General features: G+C 63.9%; 16 protein-coding genes. 9 read left to right on the forward strand and 7 right to left on the reverse strand.

Annotated elements, in window-relative coordinates:
* Nucleotides 1-190 precede the first annotated feature (190 nt).
* Nucleotides 191-1,249 (reverse strand): MBL fold metallo-hydrolase, encoded by a 1,059-nt coding sequence (locus tag LNV07_RS17030; RefSeq protein WP_263572360.1) that lies wholly within the window; start codon nt 1,247-1,249, stop codon nt 191-193.
* A gap of 167 nt (nt 1,250-1,416) precedes the next feature.
* Between LNV07_RS17030 and LNV07_RS17035 the strand changes: the two genes are divergently transcribed.
* The 5 genes from LNV07_RS17035 to LNV07_RS17055 all read left to right on the forward strand — a co-directional run bounded on the left by LNV07_RS17035 (nt 1,417) and on the right by LNV07_RS17055 (nt 8,541).
* Nucleotides 1,417-1,848, forward strand: coding sequence for a MerR family transcriptional regulator (locus LNV07_RS17035; protein ID WP_263572361.1), 432 nt, complete (start codon nt 1,417-1,419; stop codon nt 1,846-1,848).
* Between the two features lie 65 nt (nt 1,849-1,913).
* Nucleotides 1,914-2,474, forward strand: coding sequence for a sensor histidine kinase (locus LNV07_RS17040; RefSeq protein WP_263572467.1), 561 nt, complete (start codon nt 1,914-1,916; stop codon nt 2,472-2,474).
* A 55-nt stretch (nt 2,475-2,529) separates the two neighbouring features.
* The gene (locus tag LNV07_RS17045; protein WP_263572362.1) at nt 2,530-2,790 is read left to right on the forward strand and encodes a hypothetical protein; all 261 of its coding nucleotides are present in this window, start codon (nt 2,530-2,532) and stop codon (nt 2,788-2,790) included.
* 32 nt (nt 2,791-2,822) lie between these two features.
* Nucleotides 2,823-5,624, forward strand: a complete 2,802-nt coding sequence (locus LNV07_RS17050; RefSeq protein WP_263572363.1) for a diguanylate cyclase — start codon at nt 2,823-2,825, stop codon at nt 5,622-5,624.
* 16 nt (nt 5,625-5,640) lie between these two features.
* Nucleotides 5,641-8,541, forward strand: coding sequence for a histidine kinase dimerization/phosphoacceptor domain -containing protein (locus tag LNV07_RS17055; RefSeq protein WP_263572364.1), 2,901 nt, complete (start codon nt 5,641-5,643; stop codon nt 8,539-8,541).
* A 9-nt stretch (nt 8,542-8,550) separates the two neighbouring features.
* Here LNV07_RS17055 and LNV07_RS17060 read toward each other — a convergent pair whose 3' ends face one another.
* The 5 genes from LNV07_RS17060 to LNV07_RS17080 form a co-directional block, all read right to left on the reverse strand.
* Nucleotides 8,551-12,543 carry a CheR family methyltransferase gene (locus LNV07_RS17060; protein WP_263572365.1) on the reverse strand — a complete coding sequence of 1,331 codons (3,993 nt, stop codon included), beginning with the start codon at nt 12,541-12,543 and terminating at the stop codon, nt 8,551-8,553.
* A gap of 148 nt (nt 12,544-12,691) precedes the next feature.
* Entirely contained in the window at nt 12,692-15,106 is a 2,415-nt protein-coding gene (locus LNV07_RS17065; RefSeq protein WP_263572366.1) for an ABC transporter permease, read from the reverse strand.
* Between the two features lie 162 nt (nt 15,107-15,268).
* Nucleotides 15,269-17,662, reverse strand: coding sequence for an FtsX-like permease family protein (locus LNV07_RS17070; RefSeq protein WP_263572367.1), 2,394 nt, complete (start codon nt 17,660-17,662; stop codon nt 15,269-15,271).
* A gap of 11 nt (nt 17,663-17,673) precedes the next feature.
* On the reverse strand, nt 17,674-18,351 hold the full coding sequence (locus LNV07_RS17075) for an ABC transporter ATP-binding protein (protein ID WP_263572368.1): 678 nt from the start codon (nt 18,349-18,351) through the stop codon (nt 17,674-17,676).
* Nucleotides 18,352-18,382: 31 nt separating this feature from the next.
* Complete coding sequence (locus tag LNV07_RS17080) at nt 18,383-19,681, reverse strand: efflux RND transporter periplasmic adaptor subunit (protein WP_263572369.1); 1,299 nt, start codon at nt 19,679-19,681, stop codon at nt 18,383-18,385.
* Between the two features lie 138 nt (nt 19,682-19,819).
* Here LNV07_RS17080 and LNV07_RS17085 point away from each other — a divergent pair, with 138 nt between their 5' ends.
* The 3 genes from LNV07_RS17085 (at nt 19,820) to LNV07_RS17095 (ending at nt 23,709) form a co-directional block, all read left to right on the forward strand.
* Complete coding sequence (locus LNV07_RS17085; protein WP_263572370.1) at nt 19,820-21,157, forward strand: sigma-54-dependent transcriptional regulator; 1,338 nt, start codon at nt 19,820-19,822, stop codon at nt 21,155-21,157.
* Nucleotides 21,147-22,412 (forward strand): sensor histidine kinase, encoded by a 1,266-nt coding sequence (locus tag LNV07_RS17090; RefSeq protein ID WP_263572371.1) that lies wholly within the window; start codon nt 21,147-21,149, stop codon nt 22,410-22,412. Before LNV07_RS17085 ends, LNV07_RS17090 begins: the two co-directional genes overlap by 11 nt.
* Nucleotides 22,413-22,776: 364 nt before the next feature.
* On the forward strand, nt 22,777-23,709 hold the full coding sequence (locus tag LNV07_RS17095) for an FxDxF family PEP-CTERM protein (RefSeq protein WP_263572372.1): 933 nt from the start codon (nt 22,777-22,779) through the stop codon (nt 23,707-23,709).
* A gap of 310 nt (nt 23,710-24,019) precedes the next feature.
* Here LNV07_RS17095 and LNV07_RS17100 read toward each other — a convergent pair whose 3' ends face one another.
* Entirely contained in the window at nt 24,020-24,346 is a 327-nt protein-coding gene (locus tag LNV07_RS17100) for a c-type cytochrome (RefSeq protein WP_263572373.1), read from the reverse strand.
* On the opposite strand from LNV07_RS17100, the gene LNV07_RS17105 reads away from it, so the two are divergent.
* On the forward strand, nt 24,346-24,480 hold the full coding sequence (locus LNV07_RS17105) for a hypothetical protein (RefSeq protein WP_263572374.1): 135 nt from the start codon (nt 24,346-24,348) through the stop codon (nt 24,478-24,480). The genes LNV07_RS17100 and LNV07_RS17105 overlap by 1 nt on opposite strands.
* The last annotated feature ends 73 nt before the right edge of the window (nt 24,481-24,553 follow it).

Raw genomic sequence — 24,553 nt, forward strand, 5'->3', positions numbered from 1 at the left:
CACCTGCATCATGAGTCTGCCCCGGCGCAGATTCGCTCGAAGGGCCCATGAATTTCAAAAGCCCACATCCATGGCATAGGCCTGGTTCGAGTCGGATGCCATAAAAAGGGCCGAGAACCCGTCGTCGTCGAGCCGTCAAGCGCTCAGCGGCGACGGTTTTTTTTGCCCGTCGGCGCGAAAGAATTCCGGTTCAAATGGCGCTGAAGCGGTAAACCCCGTCCGCGTCCAGGCTGCGGCGCAGCTGCCCGCGCAGCCATAAAGCGTTCAGATGCGCGACCGATTCGCCCATCGCGAACGTGGTCTGGTGCAGGTCGAGCTTGCGTTTGAACATCATCTCCAGCAGCTCGGCCGCATGGCAGGGCTTGGCGGAGCAGGCCTGCAGCACTTCGGCCAAGCGTTCGTCGTGATGCTCGCGCAACTGATCGATGCGGGCATGCAGGCCGATGAAGGGCTTGCCATGCGAGGGCAGCACCAAGGTGTCGGCGGGCAGCGTCAACATGCGCTGCAAGGAATCCAGATAAAGCGTCAGCGGGTCCGCTTCGGGCTCCACGTCGACCACCGATACATTGGTCGAAATGCGCGGCAAAACCATGTCGCCGGAGATCAGCAGCCCCAAGTCCGGGCAATGCAGGCTGATGTGTTCGGGCGCGTGGCCGTAGCCGGTATGGCAGACCCAGGTTTGCGCGCCGATTTTGATGTGCAGGCCCTCCATCAGGCGATGAAAACTGCTCGGCACGGTCGGCACCATGCTGGGGTAATAGCTGCTGCGGCCGCGAATCTTGGCGAGCGAGTCGGCGTCGATCAGTCCATGGCTGGCGAAGAACTGCGCCGCAGCCTCGCCGCCCATGCCCACCGTCGAGCCGCTGGCCAGCCGGGCCAAGTTGAAGTCGGTCGCGCTGATCGATAGCCGACAATTCCACCTGCTCGTCAGCCAAGCTGCCAGCCCGATGTGATCCGGGTGGAAATGAGTGACGATCACGCGCAGCACCGGCAGTCCGTCCAGGTGATTCGCAAAGACCTGTTCCCAGTTGGCGCGGGTGGCCTCGTTGCTGACGCCACAGTCGACGATGGCCCAGCCGCTCTGGCCACCCATCTCGTCTCGCAGCAACCACAGATTGATGTGGTCAAGCGCGAAGGGCAAGCCCATGCGCAGCCAGCGCACGCCCGGCGCGATCTCAAGCACCTCACCTGCGAGGGGCAGGGCATCGGCCAATGGGTAATGAAGTTCGGACTCGCGGGAGTTGGCCATAGCATTTAATCAGTTGGTGCCCGAGCTACTCGCGTTGCTCGGGCGGTCTGGCACACAAGGCCGAAATACAAGTTGTTGCCCGAGCTACTCGCTCTGCTCAGGCGGTCTGGCACACAAGGTCGTAAACTGACGTTTACGTTAACGTCACTAAAGCCCCCAGTTTAGCCATGAGTACCGAAACCAGCGTCCCCCCTTCTTCCGAAAGCAACGGCCGCTTGTTCACCATCACCGAATTGGCGGCCGAGTTCGACATCACGCCGCGGGCGATTCGCTTCTACGAGGACATGGGTCTGCTGGAACCCTCGCGTTCGGGGCGTAACCGTGTCTACACGCACCGCGATCGCACCCGTTTGAAGCTGACCTTGCGCGGCAAACGCCTGGGGCTGACGTTGCAGGAGATCAAGCAGTTGGTCGATATGTACGACTCGGCCACCGGCGCGGCGCCGCAGCTGAAGGCGTTTTTATTGGTGCTGCAACAGCATCGCCGGCAGCTCGAGCAGCAACTCGACGATATCGAAGTGACCCTGGGCGAAATCAGCCAGCATGAGGAGCGCTGCCAGAGCCTGCTGGAAGGTGGCGGCGCGCCACGGCGTGGCTGAGCCTGAATAATGTAAAAACGGGCCCGAAAAGTCGCGGTTTTCGACTTGCTTGGCGCTGCGCCTTGGTGTTGCGCAATGTGCAGCGCGCCGCCGAGATCGTGCGTGGCTTCAAGCAACTCGCGGTGGACAGGACCAGCGAAAAGCGACGCGAGTTCTTGCTGGATGAGGTGATTTCCGAGTTTCAGTCAACCTTGCAGCCGAGCTTTCGGGCGAGCCCCTTCGTCCTTGAGACCGATCTTGAGGCCGGCCTGCTGATGGACAGCTACCCCGGGCCACTCGGCCAGGTGATTGACAACATTCTGCAAAACGCCTTGATCCACGGCTTGGCCGGGCGTGAGCATGGCACCGTGCGCGTGAGTTGTCGCGCCCTGGATGCCGAGCATATCGAGATCGTTTGCAGTGACGATGGCGTGGGCATGATCCCGGAGGTGAAGGCAAGGATTTTCGAGGCCTTTTTCACCACCCGATTTGGCCAGGGCGGCTCGGGGCTGGGCATGCAAATCGTCCACAGCTTTGTCACCGGGCTCTTGGGCGGGCAGGTTCAAGTGGAGAGCGAACCGGCGGCTGGCGCCAGCTTTTCAATCATGTTGCCGCGTTCTGCACCAAAGCACGCGGCGGCCGATTGAAGTCCGGCGCCGCAGCCTGCTGGACCAAGGCCTTGAACAGTCGAAAGGAGTCCCGATGAAACTTGCTTGCTTGGCAATTTATTGTCTGATGCTCGCGGCCGGCGTGGGCCCGGTGTTCGCGCAAACCAGTGAAGACCAGGAGTTGGCCCAGGCTTATGGTGACGCCGCCACCGTGTCGGTGGCCAGCGCCTTCACCACCGAGGACATCCGTGCCCTGGGGTTCAGCGATCTGCGCGATGTGCTCGGCCAGGTGCCGGGCCTGAACGTCTCGGGCCGGCACTCGCCGTTCATGGCTAAGATCGCAGCACCCGAATAAATCGAATGGTCCGATCAGCCAGGTCCGCCCTCATGCTCTTGTTTGCAAGCGATGATGAAGTTAGCGCCTTAGAGGCCGAGATCACCACTTCGGTGGATGTGCCGAGTATGGAGGCTCAGGTCGCCTTGGCCTGGCATTTGCGGGAGCGTGATAGCCGTCGCGCGCTGGCCTTGGCGCAAAAGCTAACCAATGACCTCGACGGGGCTCCGGCGTTCGAGGCGGGCCCGGAAGCCGCGCGGTACAGGTTGCGTCTGCGTTTATTGCAAGGCTACGTCGGCTGGCTATTCGCTGATCTTGCCGCGGCCGAAGCGATCGCCGGCGAGGTCGCCTGCGCGTCCGCTGGCTTGGCGGAGTTGGCCTTGGCCGCCGATGCCCATGTCTTGCTGGCCCATATCGCGCAAGACCGTGGCGATCGACTGCGCCGGGCGGCGCAGTTCGAGCTTGCGGCTGAATTGGCAGCCACGCTCGGTGATGGCCTGCGGCTGCAATCGGCAAGTCTGGGCCGGGCGATCGGCGATGTACGAGTCGATGCACGCGCAGCGATGGCCCGCTGGGGCGACTATGTGAACGACCTGCTGAGTCATTGCCCCGCGGCGGCCCTGCAGGTTTTGTGCAATGACTTTCTGGCCTTCGAGGCCTATCAGCGCTCTGACTATGCGGTGGTCGTGCGCCATTGCAGCCACACCGTCATGGCCCTGCAACACAGCGGCTTGGTTCGGCAAGTGGCCGGAGCGTTCAGCACCTTGGGCGTGGTGTTCTTGAGTTTGAACGACAAACAGCAGGCGCTCGAATGGCTCGAGCGTGGTTTGCAATTGGCGCGCCCCACCGCTTGGCCATTTGTCACCGGCTCAGCCTTGATGCAGCTTGCCGAGACACAGCGTCAACTCGGCAATTTGTCGGCAGCACAAGGCTTGCTGGAAGAGGCCTTGCAACTGTTGGCGGCGGTGCCGGGTTCGCGCAGCTACGCGGTCGCGATTCAATACCTGGGTGAGTTGCTATTGAATCAGGATAGAGCCGATGCAGCCTTGACCACGGCCGAGCATTTCCTTGCCCAGGCCGACCGGGCTCAGAACGTCGACATACAGCTCAGTCTGATGCAGATCAGGACCTTGGCGCTTTCACGGCTGGGTCGCCCCGAGGAAGCGCTGCAAGCCGGTCTTGAGAGCCTTGCCCTGGCCGAAGAGCAGGGCAGTCCCCTGGTCCACTCCGAGTTGCTGGACGCCTTGGCCGCGCTGTATGCCAGGCATCAATTCCCTGCTCCTCAAGGCATGTGCGAGGCCAGCGCGGTGTTGCATTATTTGCTGCGCTCCTTGGCGGCCTTGCCGTCCGAGTATGAGTACGGCGTGCCGCCGATCAAGCTGGATGCGATTGCTGCCGAATACATGCGGCTGGGTGAGCCGGCGCAGGCCTACGCCTATGCGCTGCGTGCTAACGCTGCACGTGAGCGCAATCACCAGCTTGACGTGGACCGCCGCACGATCTCTGTCGAAGCCAGGTTCCAGACCGAGCGCGCGCAGGCCGAGGCCGGGCATTTGCGCCAGCTCGCGGCGTCTGCAGCCGATCGGGCCGAATTGCAGGCGCAAACCAGCGCCACGCTGGCCCGGCTTGGCCTGATCGGCCAGGAGATCACCGGGCATTTGCAGGAGCAGGCGGTGTACGCCTGTTTGAATCGCAATGTTCAAAGTCTGCTGGTCGGCGCACACTTCGGCGTCTTTTTGTTGGATCGGTCAGAGACTCAGTTGGAGTTGGCCTTTGGCATGGAGGATGGCCAGGCCATCAAGCCTTTTGTGGTGCCGCTGAGTCATCCCAGCTCCCAGGCGGTTCGCTGCGCGATGCAGCGGCGGGAGTTCACCTGGAATATCGATAGCCGGGATGAGCCGGTCAATATTGCGCCAGGCACCCGGCTGACTCGCAGCGCGATGTTCATGCCGCTGATGGCGGCCGAGCAATTGCTGGGTGTGATGTCGATTCAGTCGACGCAAGCCTTGGCCTACGGTGAGCGTGAGCAGCTGATTTTTCGCAATCTCTGCGCCTATGGTGCGATTGCGATCCAGAACGCCCGCAACTTCCAGGCGCTGGAGGCGACGCTGCAAAGCCTGCATGCGGCGCAGGCCGAGCTGGTGCTGAAAAAGAGTGAGCTGGAGCAAGCCTATTCGGCGCTTGAGGATGTCAGCCTGACCGACCCCCTGACCGGGCTGCGCAATCGGCGTTTTCTTGAGAAGCATTTGGCCGCCGAGGTTAGCCAGAGCCTGCGCTATTACGAGCGTTGGCAGCGCGAGCCGGCCGTGCCTCCACCGGCCGACGCCGACCTGCTGTTTTTGCTGGTCGACATCGACCATTTCAAACGCGTCAATGACGACTGGGGTCATCCGGCCGGTGATCAGGTTCTGGTGCAGATGCGCGAACGACTGGCGCGCACCTTCCGGGATTCGGATTACCTGGTGCGCTGGGGCGGCGAGGAATTTTTGGTGGTGGCGCGGGCCAATCACCGTGAACAGATCACTCTGCTGGCCGAGCGCGTGCGAGCCGAAGTGGCGGGCGAGCGCTTTGTCATTGAGGCGGCCGAGCCGCTGGCCTTGACCTGTTCGGTCGGCTTCGCCTGCCTGCCCTTTATCCCAAGCCGACCTGAGGCCTTGAGCTGGGCGCAAGTGGTGGGCCTGGCCGATCAGGCGCTCTATATTGCCAAGCGCAATGGACGCAATGCCTGGGTCGGTTTCAGTGCCTCGGCGCGGACCGCTGAGGTGGCTGATCCGGCCTTGCTGATCGGGGCGCCGCTGGGCGCCGCCGAGGCTGGGCTGCTGACGCTGCATGCCAGTCGCGATTTGATTTCATGACGAGACCCGACCCGATATGAACGCTTGGCTTTCCCGTCTCAGCATTCGCCAGCAAATCTCTGCGCTGGTGCTGTTGGTTTGTCTGCCCCTGGCCGTGATGCTGACCTGGCAAGTGGTGGAGGATCTCGCCCATGTTCGCGCAGAGGCCGATCAACGTGTGCGAATTCTTGCGCGGAGTACCGCAGCCAATCTGAGTCGCTTTCTGCTTGATCAGGAAGCCCTATTGGTCAGGCTGGCCGAGTTGCCGGCGATCAGGGCCCTGGACCCAGCAGCATGTCAATTGCTGCTGCGCGACTTGGTGATTCTGGATCCCCGCCTGAATACCTTGGCCCTGCGCGACTTGCAGGCCAATCCTATTTGCTCGGCCCTGCCCAGCCTCGCATCGGCCGCCGAGATGAGTCAGTCGCCGGTGTTTGCCGCGGCCTTGCATGGCGATGGTTTTGTGGTCGGCGGGGCAGAGACTGGTAGATCGAGCGGGCGCTGGCTCTCGGTGTTGTCCTATCCGGTGCGCAATCAAGCAGGCAAGAAGGTCGGGTTGATCCGCATGGTCATTGACCTGCAAAAACTCAGCGCGGAGCTGCTGGCCGGCTTGCCGACGAATGCTATTGTGACCGTCGTTGATCGGAACGAGCTGACCGTGCTGCGCTCGGTTGAGGCGGCCAAGTACATCGGTCAGCCAGTTCCTGCCGCCGGTACCGAGGCGGCACGCCTGCAGCGCGAGGGCTTTGTATCCGTCCAGGGCATGGACGGCGTGCGGCGCCGGATGGCTTTCACGGTGCTGCCAGGCAGCGGTTGGCGGGTAGTGGCCGGCCTGCCTGAGGCGGAGGTTCTGGCCGAATTCCACAGCGTCTTGTTGCAGACCCTGCTGATGGGGCTGGCGGTGTTGACCTTGGCGCTGCTTTTGGCCTGGCGTTTGGGTTTGAATGTGGCGCGCCCGATCGCCTATTTGGCCGACACCGCGCGGCGTGTCGCCGAGGGTGATCAGGCGGTGCGGGCGGAGTTGACCGGCAGCGCCGATGTGCGTCAGGTGGCGGCGCAATTCAACCGCATGCTGGATGCATTCGCAAATGAAGCGCAGGTGCGTGCGCGTGCGTTTGGCGATCTGCAGCAGAGCGAAGCGCGCTTCCGCGCCTTGATCGAGTTGTCGTCTGACTGGTACTGGGAGCAGGACGAGAATTTCCGCTTTACCAGTATGACCGATCTGACCGGGGCCGCCCTGATTAAGACAAGGCAGTCAAGGCTGGGCAAGACCCGCTGGGACTTGCCCTCGGTCGATATGGACGACGCAGTGTGGCGGCAGCATCGGGAGATGCTGGAGCGACATGAGAGATTCGATGATTTCCAGATGAAGCGGATTGAATCCGATGGGCAACTCGCGGTCTACCTGAGTTCGGGTCTGCCCAGGTTCGACACCACCGGCAAGTTCCTCGGCTATCACGGTGTGGCGCGAGATGTGACCGCGGCCCGCAATGCGGCCGCCTTGCTGAGCACCACCGTCGAGCGCTATCAAAAGGTGTTGGCCAATGTCTATTACGGCATTTTGTTGGTGGATAACGAGGGTCGTGTTGAATATGTCAATCAGGCTTTTTGCGACATGTTCGGACTGGACCGTGCTGCGCCGGACCTGATAGGCCTGGACAACGCCACCGTCATGAAAGTGACCGACGGTCGCCTTGCCAACTCGGAGGCTGGCCTGGCCAGGGTTGAAGAACTGGTCGCTTTGGGTAAAGCGGTACGCGATGAAGAGGTCGCCTGCAAGAACGAACACACGCTGTTGCGCGACTTTGTACCTCTGTTGGTTGACGGTGAACCGCGCGGGCGTTTGTGGGTGTTCCGCGATATCACCCGGCGGCAGAAAACGGCGCTGGCTTTGCGGCTGAACGAGAGCCGCCTGCGCATGGCCGAGGAATTGGCAGGTATCGGCAGCTGGGTCTGGCCGGTGACCTCCGGCGAGGCGGTTTGGTCCGATCAAATGTTCAAAATTTACGGGCGAAATCGGGCCGACGGCATGCCTGTTGCCGAGGCTTGGCAAGAGTCCATCCACCCGGACGATCATCAGCGCTTGGGCGACGCCATCCAGACCGTGCGGGTATCGGCGCAGCAGTTCTTGATTGAGTTTCGTATCTATACCCTGGACACGAAAGAGCTTCGCTTCATCTCATCAAAAGGCGTTTCGGTGGCCGATGCCGAGGGTCAGGTCTTGCATGTATGGGGCGTTGATCAAGATGTCACGGCGCAGAAGCTGGCGCAGCAAGCGCTGCAAAATTCAGTCAACGACAAGGTGGCCCTTCTCAACGAAGTTCATCACCGGGTCAAGAACAATCTGCAGGTGATCACCAGCCTGCTGCGTCTGGAGAGCCGGCGCAGCGGCGAGACTGGCACCAAGACGGTATTGGCGGACATGCAGGCGCGCATCCGCTCGATGTCGCTCTTGCACGAGTCGCTCTACCGCAGCGGCATTTTTGCCTCGGTCGAGTTGTCCAAATATCTGAAGCAACTCGCCGGTGAAGCATTTCGAGCCCAAGCCCCCGACGGCGGTCTTATTCGCCTGGAACTGGACTTGCAGCCCTTGCAGCTGAGCATGGATCAGGCCATGCCTTGCGGCCTGCTGGTCAATGAGCTAATGTCCAATTGCCTCAAGCATGGTTTTCCGCCCGGCAGTCGCGGCGAGGTGCGGGTCTCCTTGCGACCGTTTGATTCGCCATCGGACGCGGCCCAGGCCTTGGGCCACCCTGGGTCGTGGCGTTTGCAGGTCAGCGACACCGGTGTGGGCTTGCCGGCTGACTTCGACCTTAGTCATCTGGCGTCCCTGGGCCTGCAACTGGCCTCCGACCTGGCCCGACAGCTGGGCGGCGATTTGGACATTGGCGCCGGCCCCGGCGCCAGCTTCGGAGTGACTTTCGGGGTTCAGCCCTGAAATGCAGCTTCAGGTCCCGGTGGTGGTGGCCTTGAGGTTCAAGGCGGCTGGCAGCAAGGCGGTGAATTCAATCGTGAAGATCGCTGCCGGCCCGGCGCCCACCGCCAGCACGCCGCCCATTTGCTTGCTTAGGTCGGTCACCAGTTGCAGGCCCAGCGAGTTTTCCTGGCGCTTGGAAAAATCGGTCGGCAAGCCCACGCCGGTGTCGCTGACCTGCAGGCGCCAACGCCCCGGCTCGGCCAATGGGCTCAAGGCCAGGTAGATCTCGCCGCTACGGCCGTCCGGGAAGCCATGCTTGAGGCAGTTGGAAAGCAGCTCGGTCAGCAAGAGGCCGCAAGGCGTGGCCTGATCAAGCCCGACCTGCACCGAGCCCAGTTCCAGACGCAGCTGCACCGCGCCCGTGCGCGTCTGCAGCGTGCGGACCAACTGCGTCGCCAACTGACCCAGATAAGCGCCCAGATCCAGGGCCGCAAAGGTGCCGCTGCGGTAAATGGATTCATGCAGCAAGGCCATCGCGCGGATGCGCTCCTGCATTTCCCGCAAGACGGTTTTGGTGCCGCCATGCTCGTTGCGCGCCGTTTCCAGGCGCAGCAGGCTGGTGATCACTTGCAGATTGTTCTTGACCCGGTGGTGTACCTCGTTCAAGAGCGCGGTCTTCTCTTGCAGCAAGGCCTGTTGCGCCGCCTCGGCCCGCTTGCGTTGGCTGATGTCCTGAATCTGCGACACCAGATGCAAAGGCGCCCCTCGCGCGTCGCGCACCACCGACACATTCAGCTGTGTCCACACCAATCGGCCGTCTTTGTGAACGTAGCGCTTCTCCATCTGGAAGGCATTGCTGCGGCCCGCGATCAGGTCGTCAACCTGGCGCAGATCTTCGGCGAGATCATCCGCGTGGGTGATGGACTGAAAGCCGGTGACCAGTAGCTCCGGCTCGCTCCAGCCCAGCATGTTGCAGAAGGCCGGGTTGACACGCAAAAATTCACCGCTCAGCGCCACCAAGGCCATGCCAATCGGCGAGGCGCCGAAAGCCTGCTCGAGTTGCGCGTCGGCCAGTTGCCGGGCGGACTCGATCTGCTTGCGCGCCGTGATGTCTTGAATCGTACCGTGCAGTTTGACGGTTTTGCCATTTTCTATGACGGCGGAGCCTTGCACCCTCACCCAGATGTGCCGCCCTTTGGCGGTGATGAAGGGGGACTCCAGGTCGTAGTCGGTGCCATGCTCGATGGCCGCGGAAACCGCAGCCAACACGCGCGGCCAAGCCTCGGGCGGGTAGTACTCAGGGGCTTGAGACAACAGCGGCTCATAGGGGAGATTGACCTCATGAATCTTGGCGGTTTCCTTGGAATACGTGATCCTCGTGGTGGTCAGATCCAACTCCCAGCCCCCCACCTTGGCCATCGTGCCGGTGCGCTCCAGCATGTCGCTGCTGCGGCTCAAGGCATTTTGCGCTTCCACCATCTCGGTGCAATTGACCAAGGAGATCACCGCGCCCTCCACCTCTTCCTCCACCGTGCGATAAGGCAGGATGCGCAGAGTGAACCATTGCCCTTGCTCGGTCTGCACCAGCAGCAGTTTGGGCAATAGCGTTTTCAGCACCGCCTGCAGGTCCGCCTCCAGCTTGTTGTAGCCGACCAGATTGGTGCTTAGGTTGGTGATCGGCCGGCCGAGGTCGGCGTCGCGCAGATTGATGATGTCGCGCATCGCCGGCGTGAAACGCAGGATGCGCAATTGCCGGTCCACGAAGAGCGTGCCAATGCCGCTGCCGCCGAGCAGATTGTTCATATCGTTATTGGCGCGCGACAGCCCGGCCACCTTGCTCTGCAGCTCGGTGTTGACGGTGGTCAGCTCCTCATTGACCGACTGCAGCTCCTCGTTGGATGACTGCATCTCCTCGGTGGTGGACTGCAGGTCTTCGGCGTAATTGCTCAGCATGTCGTGGGTGCTTTGCAGATACTCCTCTTTGGCCTCCAGCTCCTGCGTCAGCGCATTGATGCGAGCCAGTGCGGCGCCGCTGAAGGTGTGCCCCGCTGCCTCGCCCGGTTGCAGATTCGGATCGCCCGCGGCCATGGTTTCGACCGGCCCGTCTTCCAGCAAGATCAGAAACAAGGGCGTGTCGAGCGCCTGATTGGGCGCGCCGGCAACCGGGTGGATGCTCAGCTTGACGGGGCTTTGCTTGCCCTTGTGGCTGACGCTCAGTTTGGCGGCGTGTACCGGCTTTTGCGTCGCCACGGCCTCGTGCAATGCCAGGCGCAGGCCGGCGCTGAGGCCTTCGCGCGCCATCTTGAAAACATTCTGAACCCCGACCTCGCCGGGGCTGGGCTCCAGAAAGTCGCCGCAGCGGCCATGCAAGTACAGCATGTCGCCCCTGGCGTTGACCAGGATGCTGGCGGGCACCACCTGGCGCAGCAAGGTCTGCTCGGTCAATTCGCGCAGCGGGTGGCGCGGCCTTGCGCGGAACTCCTGTAGCGCCGGGCGCGAGGGCAGGGCCCGGCTCGGCAGCGGAATCGGCAGAGGGGACAGCGGAGCCAGAAAGCGGCTCAGGCTGCGGCGCTGCAGGCCGTGCAGATCCTCCTTGGCTCGATAGACCTTCTCCTTGGTGTCGAAGGCCGCAAACAAGGCGTCAAACTCGCCCACCCCTTCGGAGCTGCCCAGCAGCAACCAGCCCCCCGGCTTCAAGGCGTAATGGAATAGCGGGATCAGTTTTTTTTGCAGGTCCGCGCCCAGGTAGATCAGCAGGTTGCGGCAGCTCAGCAGGTCAAGGCGGGAGAAGGGCGGGTCCTGGGTCACATCATGTTCGGAAAACACCAGCAGCTCGCGCAGCTCCTTGTTGACGCGGTAACTGTTGCCGTCGGGCTCGGGCGTGAAGAAGCGCTTCAGGCGCTCGGGCGACAGATCGGCGGCAATGCTGGCCGGGTAGATGCCGGCGCGTGCGGTGGCGATGGCCCGGCTGTCGGCGTCGGTGGCAAACAGTTGCAGCGTGTAGTCCTGCGCCAAGGTCTGCATATGCTCGACCAACAAGATGGCCAAGGAGTAGGCCTCCTCTCCGGTGGAGCAGGCGGCCGACCAGACCCGAATGACGTCGCCGGCCTGCCGGCCTTCGAACAGCTGCGGTATCACCTGCTGTTCCAGCACCCGAAAGGCCTGCTCATCGCGAAAAAACTGGGTCACGCCGATCAAGAGGTCGCGAAACAGCGCATCGAGCTCGGTCGGGTTCGGCTGCAAGTGTTTCAGGTATTGCTCCAGCGTATCGATCTGCAGCACCGCCATGCGGCGCTCGATGCGGCGCAGCACCGTGTTCGGTTTGTACTGTGAAAAATCGTAGCCGCTGCGCGCGCGCAACAACACGAAGAGGCTCGTCATCAGGGCCGGGCTATGGGCTGACCCCGCTTGTGCCCCAAGTTCCACTTGCGTCGGTTCAAGGCTCGGCAGGCGGGCAACATAATCCAGCAAATGCGCGGGCATGTCGGCGGGCGGCGTTGCGAGGTCCACCAGGCCGGTGGCCATTGCGCTGCTGGGCATGCCGTCGAACTCGCAACTGGCGGCGGTCTGCGCCAGCACCAAGCCGCCGCAGGCCTTGACGGCGTGCAAGCCTTGGCTGCCGTCGCAGCCATTGCCCGAGAGCACGACGGCGATCGCGCGCTCGCCCTGATCCTGGGCCAGCGAGCGAAAGAACAAGTCGATCGGCATTGACTGCCCATGTGGCAGGCCGACTTCGCTCAAATGCAGCTGACCGTTCAGCAGCGCGATCGCGTGGCCGGGCGGGCAGGTATAGACGCAGCCGCCGCTCACGGCCATGCCGTCCGCCGCCTCGAACACCGGCATGCGGGTGCAGCGCCCGATCAGCTCGGGCAGCAGGCTTTTGTGTTCCGTCGCGAGGTGCTGCACCAGCACAAAGGCGATCTGGTCGGCGCCCTTGGCCTCGGCGGGCATGGCGGAAAAGAAGGCTTGAAAGGCCGCCAAGCCGCCCGCCGAGGCGCCCAGGCCGACCACGACGGGGCTCATTTCGGTGGCGGGCGATGTTTGCTGCACGAGCTTCCTTTTCAGCGACCCTGGCCTGATGCCGCCGCAGAGTTCTTGACTGCAGGCATGGTACGCGAAAAGCCGACCCGCTAGCCGCAGGGAGTCGGCGCTAGGTATTCCGGCGGGGCACTCAATCGCGCAGCGCCAAGATCGGCCGCATCGCCAGTGCCGCCAGGCCATGGCGCAGGCTGGCCAGTGCGGTCACCAGCAGCAATCCACCGAAGGCGATGGCGAGCGGCCAGGCGCCGCTGCGCGCGCGGTCGGCAAACTGCGCCAGGTATTGCTCACCCAGCCACCAGGCCAGTGGCAGCGCCAGCAGCGCCGCGCAGGCGAGCAAGGTAGCGAATTCGCGCAGCAAGCTTCTCATGGCCTGCAGGCCGGAGGCACCGTGCAACTTGCGCATCACCATCTCCTTGGCATGGCGCCGCACCAGATAGGCCGCCAGCGCATAGACGCCGAAGCCGGCCAGCGCGAGCGTCAGCAGGCCGCAGGCGCTGACCAGCTGGGCGATGCGCAGATCGGTCTGGTAGGCGGCCAGCAAGGTCTGCTCGGCCGGCTCCACCGCAAAGGGCTCGCCCGCAAAGAAACGCTTCCATAAGGGTTCCAGCCATTGCTCGGCCCCTAGGGTCTGGCTGCCCGGCCGCAAGCGCAGATTGAGCACCCAAAAGCCCCGCCCGCCGCTCAAGGCCTGGGCGCTGGTCTGCAGCAAAAACGCATGCGGGCGCGCCGCCTGGCGGGTGCTCTCCAGCATCTGTTTGGGCACGACGGCGACGACTCGCCAGGAGGTTTGGGTCTGGTTCAGACCCGTCATCACAAAGTTGAGGGTCTGGCCCAGCGCCAGTTCCGGCCTGGCCCAGCCCAAGGCCCGCGTGGCCGGCTCGTCGAGCACCAGACCACCTTGGCTGACACCGTCTATCTGGCCCTCCAGCACCGGGATTTTGTAGAGCCCGAAGAAGTCGGCGTCGACATTGCTGATGCGCAGTTCGATCTCGCGCTCGTGATGGGTGAACTTGGCGTTACGGTCCATGAAGACATTGCCGGGCACGCTCTCGCTCCAGCCCAGCGCCTCGACTTCGGGTCGCTGGCGCAGCGCTTGATGCAGATCCTCGGCCTGCTGCGCGGTGGCGCCGGCGGGCATACGCAGCGTCAGCACGCCGGCGGGCTGAAAGCCTAAATCGCGGGCCAGCACATGGCGATTCTGAGCGCCAAGCAGCAAGGCCAAGCTCGTGGCCAATAGCGCGATGCCGAACTGCAGCGTCGTCAACACGCGGCGCAGCCAGCGGCCGCCTTCGCCTTCGCTGGTCTGCCGGCCTTGCAGCGCCGGGGCGGCCTGCATGCGCCACGCCAGCCAGGCGGGGTAGAGGCAGACCAGCATTGCCAGCAAGGCACAGGCCAGGCCCAGGCCGGCCAAGGGCAGCGGCTGCAGCAAGCTGTCGGGCAAGGGAACCTGTAGCGCGTCGGCCACCCAAGGCAGCAGCAACCAGGCCAGCAGCAGGCCAACGCCGGCCGCCAAGGCGATGCTCAGCTGCGCCTCGACGGCGAACTGCAAGAGCAGGCGTGCCGGGCCGATGCCCAGCGCCTTGCGCACCGCGATCTCGCGCTGCCGCTGCAAGGTGCGCACGCTGCTGAGGTTGACGGTGTTCAGCAGCGCCAGGCCGAGCAGCAAGGCGGCCACCGCAGCCAGCGCGAGCAGCACCGTCAGGCGCTGGCGGCCGGCGCTTCCTTCGAAGGGCATTTGCGTGACCGGCAGCGCGCGCATGAAGGCGGCCTTGCGCCCGCCGGCGGTCCAGTCGGCGGGCAATTGCTGCATCACCGGGCTGCGGTCGAGCAGGCTTTGCGCCAACGCGCCCAATTGCGCCGCGCTGGCGCCATGCGCGAGGCGGCCGAAGACTTGGCCATTGATCTGGAACCAGGCGCTGCGGGTTTCGTCGTCAATACCCGCCGCCGGCGAGTCGAAGCTGACGAAAGCCTCGGCGCGCAGCAGGCTCAGCGAGCTGGGTTGCGGCAGGATCGCGGCCACGGTGAGCCGGTGCGCGCCGACATCGAGCACGCGGCCCAGCGCCGTATCGCTGCCGAACAGCCGCCGAGCCAAGGGCTCGGTCAGCGCGATGCTGTCGGGCCGGCTCAGCGCGTCTTTCAAGTTGCCTTGCAGCGGGCGCAGATTGAACAGCTCCACCAGGCTGGCGTCGGCGGCCGTCACTTGGGCACGCAGCTGGCGCTCACCCTGGCGCAGCGTCAGCCTGTCGTCGGCGATGCGGGTGAGCAAACCGACCGGCGCCTGTGCTTCTTGCAGCGCCTGCTTGAAGACAAAGGGCGCGCCCAGAAACCAATCTTCTTGCCGGCCCGGCATATTGCCGTGGAAGTCGATCAGCACGATGCGCTCGGGCTCTTGCAGCGCCGGGTCGGGGCTGAGCCGCTCGCCCAAGAGCACGGCCAGCAAATAACAGCTCGCCAGCGCCAAGGCTAGGCCCAGAATCAACACCGCCGTGTTCAAGGGGTCGGCCCGTAATTGGCGCGCGGCGACGCGCAGGTCAAGCAGTCTCATCGGGGCCGGCTCCTTTGCTTAGAGGGTGGGAAATTTTGTAGCGAGCGGCCGTCAGGCTAGGCGGGCGGAGCGCAGGAACCGCAACGTACTTCCTGTACGTGAGGATTCCGAGCACCCGACCAACGACGCATGGCGGTCGCGCAGTAAAAAGTTCTCACCCTCTTAGTCGCGTAATGCCAAGATTGGCCGCATCGCCATCGCCGCCAGACCATGGCGCAGGCCTGCCAGCATCGTCATCAACAGTGTGCCCAGCAGCGCTGCCAGCAGCGGCCAGCCGCCCATATCGGCATGCTCGACAAAGCCGCCCAAATACTGCCGACCCGCCCACCAGATCAGCGGCAGGCTGATCGCCGCGGCGATGCCGAGCAAGGGCGCGAATTCCTTGACCAGCAAGCCGGCGATATGGCGGTGGTCGGCACCGTGCAGTTTGCGCATCACGATTTCCAGCGCGGCGCGGCGCACCGTGTATGCGGCCAGCGCGTAGACGCCGAAGCCGGCCAGCAGCAAAGCGATCAGGCTGGTGGCGGCGATCAGCATGCCGATATTGCGGTCGAGCCGGTAGCGCTGTGCCAGTTGCTCCTCGACGCCCCTCATCTCCACCACGGTGTCGGGCAAGTAACGTGGCCAGACCTCGCTGACGGCGGCGCGCAGCGCGGCCATGTCTGTGCCCTTCAAGGTCAGCACATTGCGGACCTTTTTGGACAGGCGGAAGACCTGCGGCTGGGCGATATTGCGCGCCGATTCTTGTTTGATCGCGCCGACCACGGCCTTCACCCGCCAACCATCGTTGCCCACCTTGAGCTGCGCGCCAATCGCCGCCTGTGGCGAAGCAAAACCCAGCGCCTTCACTGCGGTCAGGTCAATCGCGAGCGGCCGGTCAACGCCGGGCTCGGTCTTCTCGGGCAGCACAATACCTTCGAGACTGCCCGCCAGTAGCGGGATTTGGTAGACCTTGAAGAAGCCCAGATCGAAGCGTCCGGTGCGCACGCCGGCACGGGTTGTGCCGTTGTCCATCGTATCGACCTGGCCGACCGCATTGCGGCCTGGCACATCCTCGCTCCAGCTCAGGGCCTGTACCGCAGGGTGGCGCTGCAAGGCTTCATAGAGGCCGTCGGTCTGTTCCGGCTTCAGGCCTTCCGGCAGGTCCAGGGCCAGCAGACCTTGCGTCTTGAAGCCCAGGTCCAGGCGCGCCACATATTCACTCTGCCAGACCACCATCACGGCCGCGCCCGACAAGCACAGGGCGGCGCTGAATTGCAGCACCGTCATCGCGCGGCGCAGATTGCGCCCGCTCTTGCCTTCGCTTTGTTTGCGACCCTGCAAGGCCGGCGCGCAATGCACGCCCAAGGCAACGCGGGCCGGGTAGAGACCGGTCAAGGCGCCCAGCGCCAGGCAGCCCAGAAACAGGCTCAGCAACTGCATCGGCGCGAACAGCTTGGATGCGAATTTCACGTCGAGCAGATCGGCCAGGCCGGGGGCCAAAAGCCAGGCCAGCAGCAGACCCATCGCACCGGCCAGCAAGGCGACCAGGCTGGACTCGAACACGAATTGCGCGGCGATGCGCGCGGGGCTGGCGCCCAGGCTTTTGAGGATGGCGATCTCGCGCTGGCGGCGCAAGGTGCGCACGCTGCTCAAGTTGACATAGTTGATCGCGGCCAGGGCCAGCATCATCGCGCTCGCGGCGCTCAGCGCGCTGTAAAGCATCAAGCGGGTCGCGCTGTAGGCGCCATCAAACGGCAATCGGGTCAGCGCCACGGCGCGTGTGAAGGCCGCCTTGCGACCGCCGGCACGCCATTCCGGCGGCACTTCCAAGGTGCCGGGGCTGCGGTCAAAGATGCTCTGCATCAACTGGCCCAGCTGCTCGGTGCTGCTGCCATCGGCCATGCGCACAAAGACGCGGCCGGCAATCATGTACCAAGCCTTGTCCATGCCCTGGGCCATGATGCCCGAGGCTGGCGACTCGAAACTCGCCAAGGCATCGAATTGCAATTCGCTGTTGGAGGCTTGCACCGGCACGATGGCCGCCACCGTCATTTCCTGACCGCTCATGCGCACGCGCTGGCCCAAGGCTTCTTGGCCGGCGCCAAACAGGCGCTCGGCGGCCAGCGTGGTCAGCACCAGCGTGTCGGGTTTTTGCAGTGCCGCGCTCACATCGCCCTTGAGTGCCTTGAGGCCGAACATCGGCGCCAGATCGGCATCGGCAAACAGCACCGCATTCTTGCTCAGGCGCTCGCCGACGCGCAGGCTCAGCTCGGCCTCGGCGACCCGCGCCGACTGCGTGATCGGCGCCTTGTTTTCCAGCAAAGCATTGCGAAACACATAGGGCGAGCCCTGGAACCAGTCATCGTCGCGGCCGGGGATATTGCCTTTGAACTCCATCCTCGCGACCTGCTGCGGCGCCGGCACGGCCGGGTCGGGCAGCCAGCGGTCGTTCAAGAGCAGGGCGATCAGATAGGTGGCGGCGATGGCGATGGCCAGGCCCAGAATGACCACCAGCGAGTAGGCCGGTTCATTCAGCAGCTGGCGCCAGCTGACGCGCAAGTCTTTGAGTTTCATGGCGTCAACTTTCAGGCTGCCAAAGCATCGACCAAGATGCGGCCGTCGAGCAGGCGCAGGCAGCGATTGGCTTGCGCCGCATGGGCCGGCGAATGGGTCACCATCACCAGCGTCGTGCCCTCGTTATTGAGCTCGCGCAGGATGCGCATCACCTCGTCGCCCTGGGCGCTGTCGAGGTTGCCGGTCGGTTCGTCGGCCAGCAACAAGGCCGGGCGCGAGACGATGGCGCGGGCAATCGCCACACGCTGCTGCTGGCCGCCCGAGAGCTGCGAGGGCCGGTGGTTGGCGCGGTGATCAATGCCCAAGCGCTGCATCGCGGCATCAACGCGGCCGGCATGCTCGGCCACCGGCACATCGCCGTATTCCAGCGCTAACTCGATGTTCTCGCGCACAGAAAGGTCGTCGATCAGGTTGAAGCTCTGGAACACAAAGCCGATGCGGCCGCGCCGCAGCTTGCTCAATTGGCGCTCGTTCCAGCCGGTGACGTTCTGGCCGTCGAACCAATATTCGCCGCTGCTCGGTGCGTCGAGCAGGCCCAGGATGCTCAAGAGGCTGGACTTGCCGCAGCCGGAGGGGCCGGTGATGGACAGATACTCGCCCGCCTCGATATGCAGGTCGATCTGGTTCAGCGCGGTGGTTTCGATGTCGCTATTGCGATGCAGCTTGCTCAGGTTTTTCAGCTTGATCATGGGTTGCTCCTTGGCATGTGGGGTAGGTGAATCAGGATTTGATGTTCAGTAGCTTGGCGTCGCCGTACTGGCGCACCTTGGACGTGATCACGCGCTCGCCGGCAGCCAGGCCGTCCAGCACCTCGATGCGGCCGGCGGCGCGGCGGCCCAGGCGCACCGTGCGGCGCTCGGCGGTCTTGCCGTCGGCGCTCAACACATAGACCCAGGCGCCGCCGCTGTCGGCGTAGAAGGCGCCGTCGGCCAGCAGGCGCGCCTGTGCGGGCGAGCCCAGGCGGATGCGGGCGTCCAGGCTTTGGCCGGCCTGCATGCCGGGCGGCATGTCTTTGGCGAATTCCATCTCGACGCCGAAGCGGCCGTCCTTGACCTGCGGCAGGCGTTGCGACACCGTCAGGGGCCAGTTCTTGCCTGCCGCCTCCAGGCTGGCCTGCAAACCGGTCTGCACGCGCGCCAAATAGAACTCATCGACATTGCCGCTGAGCTTGAAGCTGGCGATGTCGTCGATGCGGCCGAGGCGGTCGCCCGGTTTGACCGAGCTGCCGACCTGCAGCGTGAAGCCGCTCAGCTGGCCGTCGCGCGGCGCGCGCGCCGACAGGCCGCTGGCGGCCTTTCGCACCACGGCCAGGCCTTCGCTCAGGCCCTTGACCGCGCGTTCCATCTCGGCAACGGCCTGCTCGCGGGTGCGCAGCTCGGCGGTGCCGTCTTGCTTGGCTTGTTCGAGCAGGCGCTGTTGTTGCGAGAGCTTGAGCTTGGCGTCCTCCAGCACCGCGTTCGACACGAAGCCCTGCGCCGCCAAGCCCTGCTGGCGCCTGAAGTCGTTCTCGGCCTTGGTCAATTCATGGGTGAGATTGCTGACGTCGCGGCGCTGCATCGCCTGTGCGTTGGCGAACGCCGTGCGCTGCATCGCCAAGTTGGCCTGCTGCTGGGCCACCTCGGCCGAGCGCTGCAAGATTTCTTGCTCGCGCTGCGGGTTGGACAAGCGGTAGAGCAGCGCGCCCTCCTTGAGCATGTCGCCATCGCGCACCAGCACCTCATCGACCCGGCCGCTCTCGGTCGCGTCCAGCAGCACCTGGTGAGCCGGCACGACCTGGGCGCGCAGCACCAACTCGTCGAGGAATTGGCCGTCGGCCACCGTCGCCAGGGTCAGGTCACTCATGGGCACGCTCAAGCCGCGCGGCACGCTGAAGTACAGCGCCGCGCCGGCGATGGCGACAGCGGCGGCAACCGCCGCCCAGCGCAGCGGCTTGGCGTATTTGTTCTTGGGCAGGGCGCGGTCCATGGCGGCGCCACTGACGGGCGGTGTGGGTCGCAGCGAGTGAAGGTTTGCATTCATGCCTGAGTCATTGCAAGCACCGTGCCAGCGTTTTCGCGCTTGTTCGGGCCGTTTTTGCGGCCGACTGTCCGATTCCGGACAGTCTTTTGCGGGCGCGATGGTCGAATCCGGACAGTCCGCGCTGCTACGCTATCGACCATGGCAATTTTGATCCTCGACGACGACCCCGATGTGGGCACGGCAGCCCGCTTGCTGCTGCAACGCCGCTTTGGCCCGGTGCGGCTGCTGCAACGGCCGGCCGAGCTGGCTGCGGCCATGGCTGCGGAGCCGGTGGAGCTGCTCTTGCTGGACATGAACTTCCTGCCCGGCCATACCGACGGTGCGCAGGGTCAGGCCTTGCTGCGCGAGGTTTTGGCGCGCGGACCCAAGGCGCCACCCGTCATCGTGATGACCGCTTACGCCGAGGTCAGCCTGGCGGTGGCGTCGCTGAAGGCCGGTGCCTTCGACTTCATCACCAAGCCCTGGGACAACCAGAAGTTAACAGCCACCGTGGCGGCCGCGCTGGCCAGTCGGCAGACCACGGCCCCTGTGGCCACCAGCTTGCTGGGCGAGTCACGCGCGATGCGTGAGCTGCGCGCCTTGATCCAGAGCGTCGCGCCGACCGAGGCGAATGTGCTGGTGCTGGGCGAGATGGGTTCCGGCAAGGAGCTGGTGGCGCGGGAAATTCATGCGCTGTCCAAGCGCGCCGGCCAGACCTTTTTGGCCGTCGACCTGGGTGCGCTGAGCGAGACGACGCTGGAGAGCGAGCTGTTCGGCCACAAGCGCGGCAGTTTTACCGATGCCCGCAACGAGCGGCCCGGGCGCTTTCAGGCGGCCGAGGGCGGCACGCTGTTTCTGGACGAAGTCGCCAATCTGCCGCTGGCCGGCCAGGCCAAGCTGCTGACCGTGCTGGAGCGGCGCGAGGTCACGCCGCTGGGGGCGGACAGCGCGCAGCCGGTCAATGTGCGCATCGTCAGCGCGACCAATCTGGATGAGACCTCGCTGTTTGATGCGCAGCGTTTCAGGCCCGACCTGCTGTACCGGCTCAACACCATCGTCTTGCGCGTGCCGCCCTTGCGCGAGCGGCGCGACGATGTGCCTTTGCTGCTCAATCACTATCTGGCCCATTACGCCGAACAGTACGGCAAGCCGGCTCGGACCTGCAGCGAGGCGGCGCTGGCGGCGTGCCAATCGCATGACTGGCATGGCAATGTGCGGGCGCTGCGCCATGCCTGTGAACGCGCCGTTATCTTGGCACAGGGGCCGCAGTTCGAGGCGGCGGATTTTGCGCTGCAGGGCGGCGGGCAAGCGCCTGACGCCGCAGCGCCGCCAATTTCTAGCGTGAGTAGCGCGGTGCCCTTGCCCTTGAGCGATATGGAGCGAGCCGCCGTGGTCGAGGCGATGCAATCGGCGCAAGGCAATATCAGCCAGGCCGCCAAACTGTTGGGTCTGAGCCGGGCGGCGCTGTACCGCCGTTTGGAAAAGCATGGACTCTAGGCGCGCGTTCAGCCGCTGGCCGCTGCTGTTGTGGGTCGCCTTGATGTGCCTGGGCGCGGCCTTGGCCGGCTGGCAGCATGAGGCGCCAAGGCCGCTGGTGCTGGCGCTGCTGCTGATGTTGCTGGGCTTGTACGGTGCGCAGGGTCAACTGAGGCGTCTGCTGGCGCTGGCCGACGCGGGCTTGGCCGAGCCGCTGCGGGAGCCGCCCGAGTCGGCCCGCGCCGCCGAGCTGACCCAGCAGCGCATGCTGCGCAATGAGGCCTTGTTGGAACATGCGCCGGTGGCCTTGTGGCATCAGTCGGCCCAGGGTCGGGTCTTGCCGCTGAACAACGCCGCGCGCCGATTGGTGGCGCCCGGTGGGGCGACGGACAGCGCCGATCTGCTGGCGCGCCTGGCGCAGCCGCGCGAGCAAAGCGCCGGCCATAGCCTGTTCAGCTTCGAGAGCGAGCGCGGCAGCGAGCGCTGCCTGCTGGCCGGCCGCGATCTGGTGCTCGGCCAAGTCCCAGAGCGCCTGCTGGCGCTGATGCCGATCGAATCCGAGTTGGAGGCCGAGACGCTGAAGGCCTGGCGCCAGTTGGTCCATGTGCTGACGCATGAAATCATGAACTCGCTGACGCCGATTTCCTCGCTGTCGCGCACCGCGCGGGAGTTACTGGCGGAGCAGGGCGGGGCCGACTCACCGGAGCAGCAAGACCTGACCCTGGCGATGGACACGATTGCGCGCCGGGCCGATTCGCTGGCCAGCTTTGTCGGCAACTACCGGCGGGTCAGCGAGCTGCCCGAGCCCAAGCTGGAGCCGGTGCGTTTGAGCGAGTTATTTGCCCGCTTGGAAGCATTGACCAGTGGCGATTGGGCGGCGCGCGGTGGTGCGGCGGTATTTGCTGTGGAGCCCGCCAGCCTGACGCTGATGGCCGACGCCGGGCAGCTGGAGCAGGCCTTGTTGAACCTGATCAAGAACGCGGCGCAGGCCTGTGCCGGTCAAGCCAAGCCGAGGCTGCATGTCACGGCCCGCCTGGTGCGCGGTGGGCGGCTCAGCATCGAGGTGCGCGACAACGGCCCCGGCGTGCCGGCCGGTCTTGAGAACGACATTTTCTTGCCCTTCTTCAGCACCAAGCCCTTGGCCAAACCGGGTGCGGCCGAAGGTGGCCAGGGCATAGGCCTGGCGGTGGTGCGCAATCTTGTTCACGGCATGGGCGGCAGCGTGCGCCATGTCAAGCCGGTCAGTGGAGGGGCGGCGTTTGTGTTGAGTTTTTAGAGGCGGCCAAGGGCTGGTGTAAACGGCGAACGTGCTGGCGTTGGTCAGCTCGGTTTCCGGAGCTGTCGAAGGGGGTTGAGGCTTGGCAGGCCATATGCGAGAGCGGCCTTTCAAGCCTTTGAATCCTCCCTGCTTCTCTGTTCGAGTGGCCGAACGACTTGGATTGCTCACACTGCGAGCCAAGCAGCCACATCATTCTGTGATGCAACTCACGCCCAAGGACTTTGCCCCCCCCGAACCAATGGAGGCCAGAGAAGGGTTGTCGACTAGCATGCGCTCACCCTTGAGGCTTGCCTGTTCCATTTGATTCCCATTCAATGGTCGGAGGAAGTCTTGCTCAACTACTCCGACAAAGGTCCGCCTCGTGCCGAAATCAATTTCCTCTATCCGCCCTAGTTTGACCCTAAAAGGCTTACTGACTCTGGGCCTGCTTGCGGCATTTGCACCAAGCTTTGCCACCACAACGACAACGACGATTTCAGCCGGCACTGTGGTCACTCAGACCAGCAATTACTGGATGGGAGCGAGCGGGAACACCGACACACTGAACGTCACGGGTGCTGGCGCGGTATTTAACGCCTCGGGTCGGACCATTAACGTGGGTTCTGGCGGCACCGCTATCTTGAATATCAGCAACGGCGGCGTCGTGATCGATGCCACTGGCAATGTGGGTAAGGAAATCGGTGGCTCAGGTACCGTCACGGTCACAGATTTGGGCTCGCGGTGGAGCAATATCCTGCTCAATATAGGCGGCGGAGATTCCAGCAGAGTTGGCACCCTGAACATCAAGAGTTCGGGCAAAGTGGTAGCTACGGGTGACGTGGCCGTCAAGAACGGTGGAACGGTCAATTTGAACGGTGGCAGCTTGGAAGCCACGGGGAACAATGGCGCCCCTTTTGGCGATGTCAGATTTGAGACCGGCTCGGTGTTAAGCATGAAAGTGTTTGGCACTACCCCTCTCGAGCAGTATGGCCGGTTGACCACCCTCGGTTCGATGAACTTCAATGGCATGCTGAACCTCAGTTTTGAGAGCGGCTTTACGCCTTTATCGGGCAGCAGTTTTTCCCTGTTTGATTTCAAAGGCTTTAGCGGATCTTTTGGTACAGCTCAAGACAGTTATTCGCACATCACCGTCGCTGGCTTTGAGCGCTCCAAGCTGGACTTCTCCCATCTGGCCACCGATGGCACCCTGCGGGTGGCCGTAACAGCTGTGCCGGAGCCACAAACCTATGCGATGCTCCTCGCCGGTCTTGGCCTCGTGGGCTTCGTTGCCCGCCGCCGCAGCAAGCAGCAATAATCGACTGGCTTTGGCTGCATGACAGAACCGGCTCAAGTGGCCGGTTTTTTTATGGGCGGGCGCGAAAGATGGGTTGTCAGGGCTGCTAGGTGCATTGCCCAGCAATTGGGGTAGCCCATCAACCCCTTTGAAGGCGCAATGAAGCGCAGAAGGCCGGGGCGCTTGCGCCGCAGGCGAGTTCCGGCATCGGGCGGGTAGCACCCCTCAATGGCTGCCGAACGATGCCACAAACCACCGGCACGGCTTCAAGCAGTAGCGCCGGGCACTAGCGTTCCCAAGATGAGCGCCAATCCAGCTCGCGGGCTTCAGCTTATTGGCCAAGCACCCATTTCGCGATTTGCCTGGCTTCCGCTTCGCTGACCAAGGGGCGTTCGGCTTGGTCGGGCATGGTGGCCTTGTTCCAGTGCGGGCCAGCGGTGGCTGCGCTGCCTTGACGAATGATCGCCACCAGCTTGGCTTCGGCGTCCTTATTGCCCTTCCAATGCTGGGAAATCTTCTGGAATGAGGGGGCGGCACCGTCGGGTTTTGTCGTGTGACAGCCGAAACATTGCTTGTCCTGCGCGAGTTTTTCGTTCGCCATGGCGACAGCCGGAAGGCTAGAGGCGATTGCGACGCTGAGGATCAGGGCGATTTTCATTGCTGAACTCCATTTGTCCGAAGGCCTTGGCAAGCGTAGAAGGCGCGGCCTCGGCTAATTTTGCGAAAAATCAAGAAGTGGCGGCTTCGGGCTTGGCGTTCAGCCTCAATGCCGATGCAGTTTTTCTTTTTTGACAAAGCCGATGTCTTGACGCTGCGCCAGCGCTTGAGGCTCGCCCATCTCTCCCATCTCGCCCGGCTCGATCAA

This window comes from Roseateles oligotrophus (assembly GCF_025717515.1).
GTDB classification, from domain to species: Bacteria; Pseudomonadota; Gammaproteobacteria; order Burkholderiales; family Burkholderiaceae_C; genus Paucibacter_A; species Paucibacter_A oligotrophus.